Below are 12,614 nucleotides of genomic sequence, written 5' to 3' on the forward strand. Positions count from 1 at the left end.
TGTACTCTGTTTCAGACAGCATATCAGCGGTGAACTTAGTCTTAATTATTTTTTTAGATCCTGATGAACATGTTTCATCGGTCTAACCCAAGGTTGTTTTGCTTGTACTGGCGCTGGTAAAGAAGAAACGGCCTGTTTGGCTTCGCTTATATTACGATAATTTCCATAGATGAGTACATACCATGGACTACCATTACGCTGTGTTTTGTAAATAGCGTAGTTTCCATTGAGGTTCTTTTTAGCGAAAGCCTCTAAGGTATCTTGACGACTAGCACCACTTAATTGCAACGTATAGTTAGTGGCAGGGATCGAGCTTAAATTGCCTGCTGATAACGAACCTGAAACAACAGGTTTAGTCGTTGTTGGTTTAGGTTGCGTTGTTGCTGGTGGTGTCACTGGTTTTGTCGGAGGTGTTTTTACTTCAGCCGGTTTTTGTACAGGTTTGGTGACTGGTGGTTGTGTAACAGGTTGTACCGGTTTTTGTTGCTGAGCATTTAACTGCTGACTAGTCGCTTGATTAATACCTGTTTGTTGTTGATTTAATGAATCAACGATATCACCAGGGATTTCAACACGTTGGCCTTGCGAATCAATCATTGGTGGTAGATTCTGTGAAGGTGGTGTAGCTGGTTGTATCTCTTGCCCAGAAATAGATTGAGGTGTTGATGGCTGATCATTTTCTGAAGGCGTAACGGATGACGGTTGCTGAGACAGATCGATATTTCTTTCTGTATTGGTCGGAGAGGTAGATTCAGTTGTTTCTGGTGATTTTAATGCCGAACTTATCGCGATAATTAGCAGAATAAGGACTAAAACACCTACACCAATCATCATCTGTTGACGGGATACAGAGAATCGTGCGTTTTTTAACGGATTGCTACGAGGTCGGTTGGTTCGACGTTCAGGTCTATCCGATGTATCAGGTTTGAGTGAATTATCACCCTTGGTTTCATTGTCAGGTTTGAACTCGTCCATTATGCCCTCCGTCAGAGCGTCAAAAAGCGAAAAATATTCTATTCAGCCTTAGCCATTACCTCATAGTATAAGGATGAAACGCTTTTTCTGAAACGTTGCATTTGACAATATTAACCAGAATTTTCCTTAAATGAATATTCTGGTTTGTTTCTTGTCAGGTAATGGGGAGCTTAATTTGCATTAATGCAAGATGTTATCGCTTTGTGGACTTGTTCGCGAGTAATATCGGCACGTAATTCGGATTGGCCGATACCTTTTGGTAAAACAAGGTGTAATTTGCCACCAGATACCTTTTTGTCTCTCATCATATGAGGCAAATAGTCATCAGGTGTCATTTCAATAGGACCATTGACGGGGAGATTAGCTTTCTCAAGCAATTGAATAACGCGTTGAGTTTCTTCTTCAGTGAATTGACCAAGCGCTTGAGATGTTCTTGCCGCCATTACCATACCTGCGGCAACGGCTTCACCATGTAACCAAACACCATATCCCATATGAGCTTCAATGGCGTGTCCATAAGTATGGCCAAGGTTGAGTAGTGCGCGTAAACCACTTGTTTCTTTTTCATCAGCAGCAACGACGTCAGCTTTTAGTTCACAGCAACGACGGATACAAAAAGCCATAGCTTTAGGATCAAGAGCCAAGAGTTTATCAATATTATTTTCAAGCCAGATAAAAAAGTCTTTATCTAAAATGATGCCATATTTAATAACTTCAGCTAAACCTGATGAAAGTTCACGAGGCGGTAATGTGGCAAGACAATCGAGATCGATAACAACAGAAGCGGGCTGATAAAACGCACCAATCATATTTTTGCCAAGAGGATGATTAACAGCAGTTTTTCCACCAACAGATGAATCGACTTGTGACAATAGTGTTGTTGGTACTTGGATAAAGCGAACACCGCGTTGATAGCTTGCTGCGGCAAAACCGGTTAGATCACCAATAACACCACCGCCTAATGCGATAAGTGTTGTATCTCGATTGTGATTTTTTTCTAATAATGCAGTAAAGACATCATTCATGATCTCAAGCGATTTATATTGTTCACCGTCAGGTAAAATCACGCTATCAACCAAAACACCTTGTTTTTTTAAGGTGTCTGTTACCTTTTCTAAATAGAGTGGAGCAAGTGTCACATTTGTGACTATCATAACTTGCTGCCCTGATTTTAAAGGTAAAAAGGTATCTTCTTGATGAAAAAGGCCAGAAGCAATGGTAATGGGATAGCTTCTTTCACCTAATGTGACAGTGATTTTTTCCATAACAGTGGCCTTCTTCTTATTGTCTTTACTTAAACCTTATAAATAGCTGAATTTATTAGTTTTGTTCTAATAATTCAATTATTTGATTGGCTACAATTTTTGCACTCTGATCATCAGTGTGAATAGTGATGTCAGCAATCTCTTCATAAAGAGGATTACGTTCTTCAGCTAATGTCTCTAGGACATCGCGCACAGGTTCAACACCTTGTAATAAAGGACGTTTTTTATCACGTTGGGTACGAGCGAGTTGTTTTTCAATATTGGTTTCTAAATAAACAACCACACCACGTGCAGATAGTCTGTTACGGGTTTCTCGCGATTTCACCGAACCACCACCAGTTGCAAGTACAATGCCTTGTTTTTCGGTGAGTTCGTTGATTATTTTCTCTTCTCGTTGACGGAAGCCTTCTTCGCCTTCAACATCAAATACCCAACCTACATCCGCACCTGTACGCCGCTCAATTTCCTGATCGGAATCATAAAACTCCATACTAAGTTGTTGAGCTAACTGACGACCAATAGTGCTTTTGCCGGCACCCATAGGCCCAACCAGAAAGATATTACGTTTCTCTGCCATGTTTTTGGTATTACTAAGATATTCGTTAATGATAACCCGCCCCGCCAAATTCATTCAGCGACGGGACCTAAACTGAAATTTATGAGTGTTTATCTAATTCACACCTGATAACATTTGTTATCTACTCTCACAATAAGACTGAGTTCTTTCAGTAGATCGCTATAAAATAACCACATGCTGTCATAAGCGACAACATAGGATAAAAATCCCTTTGCCCACAGTACATAACAAAAACTACTAAAAAAAGTAATTATCTTTGTTGGCAACGCGGAGATTCTAACACAATTTAGTCGGAAAACCGCATCTGATAATGTTGTCTTTTTCGTTATCAATCGATCAATATTACATATAAAAAGCCCTACCTCCAAGAATAGAGGAAGTGCATAAAATGTATCCGTATTTTTATTGTGATGTTTCAGGCTCACTCAAATTAGCTAACCCTTGTAAGCTAAATCGTCCTCATCGTCAAATCTATAAATACTGATTATAAGAAAAAACAATGAATAACTCACAGTTTAATCCTAGTAAAAAACACATAGTGCTTTGTATTTTATAATAAAAGTATTTATTGCATAAAAAATTAGATTAATTTGGGTGTAATAAAAATAACCAATTCATGGCGACTGTGTTGATCTCTTTTATGGCTGAAAAGTATGCCTAGTAATGGAATAGAGGATAAGAAAGGGATCTTTGCCGTATGTTCTTGCTGTTTTTGTTGAAATATTCCTCCTAACATAATGGTTTCTCCGTCACGAATAGTCACTTCAGTACTGATCTCTTGTTTATCGATAGATAGATGTTCACTTCCACCTTGAACAAGTGCAATACCCGGTGTGTTTTGACTAATTTTAAGTATCAATCTTATCTTTTTATTTCTTTGGATCATGGGGGTTACTTCCATACCCAAGACTGCTTCTTTAAATTGAACTCGTGTCATTTCATTATCTCGACTGACATAGGGTATCTCTGTTCCTTGTTTGATGGATGCTGTTTTTTCATGAGCCGTCGTTAGCCGTGGACTTGCAATAATAGATAACTGTTTTTCTTGCTCTAACGCGCTTAATTCAAGTTCTAATAGACGCCCATTAATTCTGGCAATATTAAATGCAATATAGTGAAGGGGATTTCTGGTGTTTTGATGAAGTGATAATGCAGAAAGTGAAGGGGTTGATAACGTTGAATTAAGCGAAGAGGTTGTTGGAATAGCATTAGGTATTGTAGATGTGGCTTCGGTTTGTGTTTTTAATGCTTGTAATCCCCATTGAGTACCTAATTCATTTAAAGCATCCTGACTGCTACTCACAATATGTGCGGTGATATGAACTTGTTGTTGAGGAGTATCCCGTAATTTTAACCAATCCTCAATTTCAGACAGTGTCTTATTATTATCAACTACAGAAAGGCTATTTGATTCACTATCTACAATAACGCGTCCCTGCTGACTAAGTAATGGAATGGTATGATTACTTAGTTGTTCACCTAATTTCTCAGCATCAGCATAATTTAAAGGATAAAGTTGGTGATGTAATTCTTCAGGTTGTTCTGTGGTTGATGTTTGCTCTTCAATAAAGGTGGAAGACATTTTTTCATTATCGATATTAGCAGGAAAGAAGGGATCTCTGGTGTGAGCCCAAATGGTGGTTGTCATACATAAGGTGACAATTAAAATTCCTATCTTCATGATATATCACCCTGTGTTGCGCTAGGATAACTTAGCTCTGTAAGACTCATTTGTACTGAAATTAAATGGGTTTCTATTATTGGAACAATATTCAGAGAAATAAGCGCTAAGCTCGTTTGATTAAGGTATTCCAATAGTGCTAAAAATTGTGAGTAAGACAAAGTAAAAGTAAGTTTATATAAAGAGTTAGGCATAACTTCCCAAATCTCCGGTATAAAGTGATAAGTCATCAGTAAGCGTTGTAATTGCTCACTAACTGGTGAGTTATTTAATGGGATGTCATAATCTATTTGCTGTGTGATTAGTGAATTAATAGAAGGCATTGTTTCTAAAGTACTTTGATGATGATTAATGCGCTTTAGTCTTTGTGCTATTTCTATATGTTGTTGGGTTATCTCTTGCTGGTAGTCTGTGTAGATAAAGAGGTAATAAAATAGAAAGGCAATAAAAGGTATAATTAAGCTCAGTAAAGTGATTTTCCACTTAGGTAAAAACGCAATAAATAACAACCATTGTGCATTTATTCTCATTGTCTTCCCTCATCTTCTTCATTTTCATACCCCCGATTTTGCTCTTCTGATTTTCCGTATAAATGTACTTCTGTATAAGACGGATCAGCTTTGCTTTGTTGTAAATAGCTCAACGTTAAAGAGGCTAAAACAGGGTAACTTTTAAGATTGGTAATAAAGGAGAGTGATTGTGTATTGGGAAGAGTGAGATGCAGTGAACGTTGATTATCGGCTTCATCATAGTGGCTAATCCAACCTGTTGAAGGAAGATGCGTTTCGATAGCTCGAAAGAAGCGAATGTAATGTAAATAACGCAGCCAGTTTTGATAATAGAGTGAATAGTGCTGATAGCGTAAAAGTGTCTGCCTTCTTTGTTCTTGATATATATCGAGCTGTTTTAGTAATAAATCTTCTTGTTGTTGTGTTTGACGTTGTTGCGTTGTTATGAGTGTTCGCTTGTGTGTCAGATGGTAAGTGTAATAGCTACAAATTACGAAAGTGATTGTAACCAATGATAGCGTCTGAGAAAGCCATAGCAATGCTTTTTGTCTAAATAGCCTGTGGCGCCAAGGAAGGTAATTTATTTGATACATAACACCTCATCAGGGCGTAATGCCAAACCCAATGCAACAAGTGGAATGAGATCTTTATTTGATGTTGTTTTAAATAAGTTGTGGGAACGATTGGGCCAAATAGGCATTAACTGGCTAAAATATTCCTCATTATCACCCGTTAAGTAACAGCGCTCTAATGACCAATGATATTTTTCTATTAATTGGTCAATACATGCTTGTTGTTCTCGTTGGTTTTCATAAGCGAGAGAGCCGTAATGGGGCATATTTTCATCAGATGATACCCAAAGTAGCGTTTTGTTTTTACAGTATAAAAGTGGATCTTGAGGTGAGATATCAAGGTGAGTAGCTAAGTAGCGTAGTGCACACGCAGGGGTATCAATCGCAGTTATTGTTAAGTTTATTCGAGAAAATAAGTCAATATACTTATCTAAAATCGTTTTATGGCACAGATGAATAGCGAGTTTCCCTTTATTTTGTCGATAATCAAAATTAACAGGGATTTTCGTATTTTGTGTGTAAGATGTAGCTCGTAGTTGCGCTAACCGATAACATGCTGCTGATGTAAGGGAAACCGCATGAGGTAGTGGGATAATTTGATAATTTTCATAAATATCTGGTAGAGAAAGCGTAACATTATTAATAGAGGGTAATTTTTTACGCCAATCTATTAGGATTTTTCTTAATTTTATACCATTCAAATCGTCATTAAGAGGTAAAGGGAATTGCCAAAATGCACTGATCTTCCATTGATTATTCTGCTGAAATACCAAAACTGCATTGATATGATGAGTGTTAATTTCAATACCAATCTGGTAATTGTGTGTTTCCATAAATGATATCCATATCTATTGATGAGTAATTGCCTATTTTCAAAGCGGCGTTACCTTTATACTACGCACTGTTTGTTTATAAACCGCCCAATTCACACTACATGGGAAATTTAAGGTGAAGTTCTTAAAATATTTTTTCATCTTCGTTTTTGCTTGCATAATTTTGGGAGGAGCCTCGATATACGGTATGTATAAGTATGTCGAGCCTCAGTTACCCGATGTCGCGACATTAAAAGATGTTCGTTTACAAACCCCTATGCAGGTATTTAGTGCAGACGGAGAGTTGATCGCACAATACGGCGAAAAACGTCGTTTACCGCTAACATTGGAGGAGATGCCTCCTCAACTTATCAATGCCTTTATTGCAACAGAAGATACACGTTTCCGTGAACACCACGGTATTGACCCTATTGGGATCACTCGTGCTGTTGTCGTGGCATTAACATCAGGGCAAGCCTCTCAAGGCGCAAGTACCATCACGCAACAATTAGCTCGAAATTTCTTTTTAACACCTGAAAAGAAATTAATGCGAAAAATTAAAGAAGCATTTTTGGCGATCCGCATTGAGAAAGAGCTCACTAAAGATGAAATTTTAGCGCTGTATCTAAATAAAATTTATCTTGGTAACCGTGCTTATGGTGTCGGTGCTGCGGCTTATGTTTACTTTGGTAAGAGTGTTCATGAACTTAGCTTAAATGAAATGGCAGTGATTGCTGGTTTACCAAAAGCGCCATCAACACTTAACCCGCTCTATTCTTATGATCGTGCTTTAAAACGTCGTAATATTGTTTTACAGCGTATGTATGAAGAGAACTATATCACTCGTGCACAATATGAAAGTGCAAGAGCAGAGCCGATAGTTGCTAAATACCATGCACCGCAAATTGATTTCTCCGCACCTTATCTAACAGAAATGGTGAGAATGGAGATGTATGAGCGCTACGGTGAAAATGCTTATACAGATGGCTATAAAATCTACACTACGGTTGTTCGTAAAGATCAGTTGGCAGCAGAAAAAGCGTTGCGCGACAATGTTATCGACTATGATATGCGTCATGGTTACCGAGGTGCTCAAGAAGTTCTGTGGAGCGAAGGGCAAACACCATGGGATAACGAAGCTATTAACAAGAAATTAAAAGGGATCCAAATTTATGGCCCTTTAATTCCGGCTGTTGTGTTATCTGCGGATGCTAAAGAAGCCAAAGTTATCTTAAAAACGGGCGAAAACATTACGCTAGATTTAAAAGCGGTTCGTTGGGCTCGTAAATTTATTTCTGACACCTCTCAAGGTGCAACACCGACAAAAGTTGATGCCGTTGTCCATGTTGGTGAGCAAATTTGGGTACGTCAAAATAACGAAAACAGTTGGGTATTAGCGCAACTTCCGGGTGTTAATGCAGCATTTGTTGCATTAGATCCTATCAATGGAGGGATTATTGCGCTTGTTGGTGGTTTTGATTTTGAGATCAGTAAATTTAACCGAGTTTCTCAATCTTTACGCCAAGTCGGTTCAAACATTAAACCTTTCTTATATGCTGCGGCGTTAGATAAAGGATTGACGTTATCGACGCTGCTTAATGATTTACCTATTAGCCGTTGGGATGCTGGTGCAGGAACAGATTGGCGCCCTAAAAACTCACCGCCAACTTACGCAGGCCCTATTCGTTTACGTCAAGGTTTAGGTCAGTCTAAAAACGTAGTAATGGTACGTGCAATGCGCGCAATGGGTGTGGATTACGCAGCTGATTATCTATTACGTTTTGGTTTTCCTAACCAGAATATCGATAGAACAGAATCTTTAGCGTTAGGATCACCATCATTTACACCAATGCAAATGGTACGAGGATTTGCTGTTATGGCAAACGGCGGATATCTCATTGAGCCTTACTATATCCAACGTATTGAAAATGCTGATGGTGAAGAGCTGTTTACTGCAAAACCAAAAGTAGCTTGCCCAGATTGTACGGATATCCCTGTTATTTACGGCGATACTATGCGTTCTATTGCATTATCTGATGACTATATGGAAAACGTTGCTCAATCTAATAAATCTCAGCCTGTAACAGCTGAGCCTGAAATTGAATTAGAGCAAGCACCGTTAGCTGAAACTGTAAAAGAAAGCCCTTATGCACCACACGTTATCAGCACACCACTGGCTTACTTAATGCATGATGCATTAAGAACAAACCTTGTGGGAGAGCCGGGATGGTCTGGTACAGGTTGGCGTGCTGTTCGTGATCTTAAACGCCAAGATATTGGTGGTAAGACAGGAACAACAAACAGCTCTAAAGATGCATGGTTCTCTGGATATGGTGCCAACATTGTTGCCACCGCTTGGATTGGGTTTGATGACAGTAGCCGTAATTTAGGTCGAACTGCTGCTAGTGGCGGGGAAGCGGGCGCTAAAACAGCACAACCTATTTGGAATGACTTTATGAAAGTGGCTCTGGATGGTGTGCCAGTTAATATGATGCCTGCACCAAAAGGTGTCGTCGCTGTTCAAATTGATAGAAGAACAGGAAAGCTGGCAGGTGATGGCTCTTCAATGAAAGAATATTTTATTGATGGAACTCAGCCGACAGAAAGAGCAAAAAGTGAAGTAGGAACACAGATTTTTGAGGATAATGGCGAATCTAACGAGTTATTCTGATTAATCGAAAATAAAAACCGGATGTCAAAGTCCGGTTTTTTATTATCTACTTATTTTGTAATAGATAGCGATGGGCTAAGAAGAGAGCACTGACGCTACGAGCTTCAGTGAAGTCTGGATGGTCGAGTAAGTCCATCATTTTTGCGATAGGCCAACGTATTTGGAACAGTGGTTCAGGCTCATCACCTTCAAGTTGCTCTGGATAAAGGTCATGAGCAATAACAATGTTCATTTTGCTGGAAAAGTAAGACGGCGCCATAGAAAGCTTTGCAAGCTCTATTAATGAGTGAGCACCATAGCCAATTTCTTCTTTTAGTTCGCGGTTTGCGGCTTGTAGGGCATTTTCACCAGGATCAATAGCGCCTTTGGGAAAACCAAAATCGTAATTTTCGATACCTACGGCGTATTCACGGATAAGAATAAGATTGTCATCAATAATAGGAACAATCATAACGGCTTCACGATTAGCAGGTTTCATTCGCTCATAAGTACGCTTTTCTCCGTTACTAAACTCCAGATTAACGGATTGGATCTGAAATAATCGAGAACGGGCGATGTTATCAACGTTTAATATATTTGGTTTTTTAAGTTCTTTCATAACAGCCCCTGGCAGAATAGAGATTAACCTGAATTTAACACATTAATGACAAAATAAATCTAACAATTAGATTTAGCTTTTAAAGAAAAATTGAGTACACTCCGCTATCAAACCTAGTTATTTATTGATTTTTTGAGAATATTATTATTTATTGATTCGTTATTTTACCCGAAGATAGCATTGTTAGCGGATATAAACTTGATAAGAGATATAAATTATAACGCGGCAGCAAAAATATAATCTATTGTATTTAAATAAAAAATAGAACAAAAGAATAGGAATTGCCTTATGTTAGGCAGGGTTTTAAATTTGTTATTGTTACTACGCAGCATCAGTATAAGCATGGGGAAAAAATGAGATTATCAGTCATTATATTGGCTATCTTGATGATAAGCCTATTTATAATGGCCGCCTTTCTATTCTTTAAAAGAAGGCGGCTTGATGGCTCACATCATCTCCCATCCCTCGCTAAACCTACTTATCGCAAGCTCACTTCTGATGACTATGGGCTTATTAGTGATTATTTATCTTATTTTGGTACCTCTGATTTCTCTTCTGGCTATTCATTACAAAACTTTCCTGACATGCCTGTTAAAGGCGAAGTCGTTACTACATTAAGAAATATCGTTAATCGCTTTGCTGGTTCTAGTGAAGGATTAAATCATTGGCGTTACTATATTGATGCTGTAGAAATTCATATTCCCCCACTGCTTGTTCCTTATCTTCAGCAAGAAAACGTCCTTGATGTTGTCTGCACTCCCTCGATCCCCATAGTAGTTGGTGTGAATGGCCATTTTTTAAAAGATGAAAAAATTCATTTTTCTGCTTTAAGTTTAAAGCAGCTTTCTGAGCCTATCTTGGCAAATGGTTCATCAACAATTCAAAAGAATGAAGGTGATGCGGCTCACTTATTACAAATCCGAGAAGAAACAAACGAAGAATATCGATTACATAACTCATCTGGTTTTTGGGATGGCTCTTTTATTTGTATAGGGCTTACTTTGTGCCTAACAGCCTTAATGATGCCTCAAGTTTTTCTTCCTTGGATTTTAGCGACCGGTGGTGCTTTTCTAGCTGTTGGTGTTTTTCTGATCCACAACCCTTTAATCAAGCCACGTAAACAAGAAATCCATTGCTTTAAAGGACGTTTAAAGCGCTGGGGACTTTTTGGTAACTTTGATCATGGGCAGGTAAAAAATGTTTCTTTAGGGGGGATTGATCTTGTCTATCCACCTCATTGGGAGCCTTATATTCAAAGCGATATTGATAAGGTGACTTATTTAGAAATGTATCCAAGTCATCATGTTGTAAAACAAGGAAATTACCTTTCATTGCATGATGAAGAAAAAAATTATCCATATAAACGCTATATTAAAAATATTATTTTCGTTTTCTGGAGCCTGTTTATTATTGGCATGTTGTATCTCTATCAACCTCTTTCTCTTTCAATGAAACTCAGTTTTTCATGGCTTAAAGATACAGAACCTCATTTAGTCACCAATTTTACTGAGTTAGAAACAACTGATTTGCATGTCGGAGATATTATTCAAGCGAAAGGGGTTGGGATGTGTTACATGCCACCTAATTTATCAAGTAAGAATAATAAAACGATTTTTGCACCTTTCGATTGCTCTGGGATTTATTGGAATAACAGTAATCCGATGCCAATGCCTGAGTCGAGCACGATAGAAAAAGCTGCCGCATTATTGCATATGGTTGAAGAACAACTACATCCTGTTTCTAATAACCGAGTTAATCCAAGTTTAGGTCAAGCGATTACTAAATCTGGAATGAATCTGCTAGATAACTTCGATGGCATTGTGTTGAAAACACAGGATTTATGTCCAAGAGAAAATGAGTGTATTCGCCTTAAAATGGCGTTAGTGAACTTAAGTAACGTCAATGATTGGGCAGCATTAATTCAACGAGCTGAAAGTGGTAAATTAACCGGAACCAATGTTTTATTGCGTGCTGTGAGTGCTGAGGCCTTGGAAAAGCTTATCGACACCACCACATCTTCTTTTATCTACCGAGAAATAGATAAAGCCGCAATACTGTTAAATAGTCCTCCACCAGGTGGTGTGCTGTTAATCAGTGATGAAAGAAAACAGCTTGTTGATTACGCTTCAAGTTCAAACTCTGTGTTTGAACCTACTCCGTTAGAACAGTGGCGAGAACTACAACGTTTATCCGATATTTTATTACATACACCTTTTGATACAGGTGGCGTAATAACCAGCATGGTTGTTGATGCGAATGGTACGTTACAGATATTTTTACATAGCCTGCCTGATTCGATGACGATGTTATATTACATCGGTAATACGTTGTTATTGTTTATCGCTATTGGGTTCTTAATATTGAACCTATTTCTTATCATCCGGCGTCGGCGACAAAATAACCAACGCATGAATAAAATCAGTCTCTACTATGAGCACTGTTTTTATCGCCCTCCTCAGTAAGTCCCTTGTTGTGGAAGGCTATGTGTTTACACTATCGCCTTCATAAAGAAGTTGAAGTTAAGGAGAAAGGGATGAGTCAACCATCGCAAGAAAGTGGCGTCCGTTTAGATAAATGGCTTTGGGCTGCACGTTTCTATAAAACGCGCGCAATCGCTCGCACAATGATTGAAGGTGGCAAAGTTCACTACAATGGTGTGAGAGGCAAACCAAGTAAAATCGTTGAAGAGGGTGCTGAAATACGCCTACGACAAGGTAATGATGAACGGACGGTAACCATTCTTATGGTAAGTTCACAACGACAAGGTGCTACCCAAGCTCAGGCACTTTATTGTGAAACACCAGAGAGTATTGCTAAAAGAGAAAAAATTGCTCTGGCAAGAAAAATGAATGCGTTAACTATGCCTCATCCTGAACGTCGTCCCGATAAAAAGGAAAGACGCACCTTACTTCGCTTCAAACAGACAAATTTACAAGAATCGGATTAACCGATTC

The 12,614-nt window shown here is 38.5% G+C and carries 11 protein-coding genes; 3 read left to right on the top strand and 8 right to left on the bottom strand.

Annotated elements, in window-relative coordinates; translation table 11 throughout:
- Positions 1-45 precede the first annotated feature (45 nt).
- The 7 genes from GTK47_RS02610 to GTK47_RS02640 all read right to left on the bottom strand — a co-directional run bounded on the left by GTK47_RS02610 (position 46) and on the right by GTK47_RS02640 (position 6,412).
- Positions 46-975, bottom strand: coding sequence for an SPOR domain-containing protein (locus GTK47_RS02610; RefSeq protein WP_165122037.1), 930 nt, complete (start codon positions 973-975; stop codon positions 46-48).
- A 170-nt stretch (positions 976-1,145) separates the two neighbouring features.
- Positions 1,146-2,240, bottom strand: a complete 1,095-nt coding sequence (gene aroB / locus GTK47_RS02615) for a 3-dehydroquinate synthase (RefSeq protein WP_072065037.1) — start codon at positions 2,238-2,240, stop codon at positions 1,146-1,148.
- A 55-nt stretch (positions 2,241-2,295) separates the two neighbouring features.
- Complete coding sequence (gene aroK, locus GTK47_RS02620; protein WP_036914409.1) at positions 2,296-2,817, bottom strand: shikimate kinase AroK; 522 nt, start codon at positions 2,815-2,817, stop codon at positions 2,296-2,298.
- 580 nt (positions 2,818-3,397) lie between these two features.
- On the bottom strand, positions 3,398-4,498 hold the full coding sequence (gene pilQ / locus GTK47_RS02625) for a type IV pilus secretin PilQ (protein WP_165122038.1): 1,101 nt from the start codon (positions 4,496-4,498) through the stop codon (positions 3,398-3,400).
- Positions 4,495-5,028, bottom strand: a complete 534-nt coding sequence (locus GTK47_RS02630) for a hypothetical protein (RefSeq protein WP_165122039.1) — start codon at positions 5,026-5,028, stop codon at positions 4,495-4,497. The genes pilQ and GTK47_RS02630 overlap by 4 nt, the downstream gene beginning before the upstream one ends.
- Positions 5,025-5,600, bottom strand: a complete 576-nt coding sequence (locus GTK47_RS02635; protein WP_165122040.1) for a fimbrial assembly protein — start codon at positions 5,598-5,600, stop codon at positions 5,025-5,027. Before GTK47_RS02635 ends, GTK47_RS02630 begins: the two co-directional genes overlap by 4 nt.
- Entirely contained in the window at positions 5,588-6,412 is an 825-nt protein-coding gene (locus tag GTK47_RS02640) for a hypothetical protein (RefSeq protein WP_165122041.1), read from the bottom strand. The genes GTK47_RS02635 and GTK47_RS02640 overlap by 13 nt, the downstream gene beginning before the upstream one ends.
- A gap of 115 nt (positions 6,413-6,527) precedes the next feature.
- Here GTK47_RS02640 and mrcA point away from each other — a divergent pair, with 115 nt between their 5' ends.
- A complete protein-coding gene (mrcA, locus tag GTK47_RS02645) occupies positions 6,528-9,062 on the top strand; it encodes a peptidoglycan glycosyltransferase/peptidoglycan DD-transpeptidase MrcA (protein ID WP_165122042.1) in 2,535 nt (844 codons plus the stop codon).
- Between the two features lie 46 nt (positions 9,063-9,108).
- Here the strand turns inward: mrcA and nudE are convergent, their stop codons facing one another.
- Positions 9,109-9,660 (bottom strand): ADP compounds hydrolase NudE, encoded by a 552-nt coding sequence (gene nudE, locus GTK47_RS02650; RefSeq protein WP_088494209.1) that lies wholly within the window; start codon positions 9,658-9,660, stop codon positions 9,109-9,111.
- Positions 9,661-10,013: 353 nt separating this feature from the next.
- Here nudE and umoB point away from each other — a divergent pair, with 353 nt between their 5' ends.
- Both umoB and hslR read left to right on the top strand, forming a co-directional pair.
- On the top strand, positions 10,014-12,122 hold the full coding sequence (gene umoB, locus GTK47_RS02655; RefSeq protein ID WP_165122043.1) for a flagellar biogenesis regulator UmoB: 2,109 nt from the start codon (positions 10,014-10,016) through the stop codon (positions 12,120-12,122).
- 71 nt (positions 12,123-12,193) lie between these two features.
- Entirely contained in the window at positions 12,194-12,607 is a 414-nt protein-coding gene (hslR, locus tag GTK47_RS02660; RefSeq protein WP_072068950.1) for a ribosome-associated heat shock protein Hsp15, read from the top strand.
- Positions 12,608-12,614: the final 7 nt, after the last annotated feature.

Source organism: Proteus sp. ZN5 (genome assembly GCF_011046025.1).
Lineage (GTDB): Bacteria > Pseudomonadota > Gammaproteobacteria > Enterobacterales > Enterobacteriaceae > Proteus.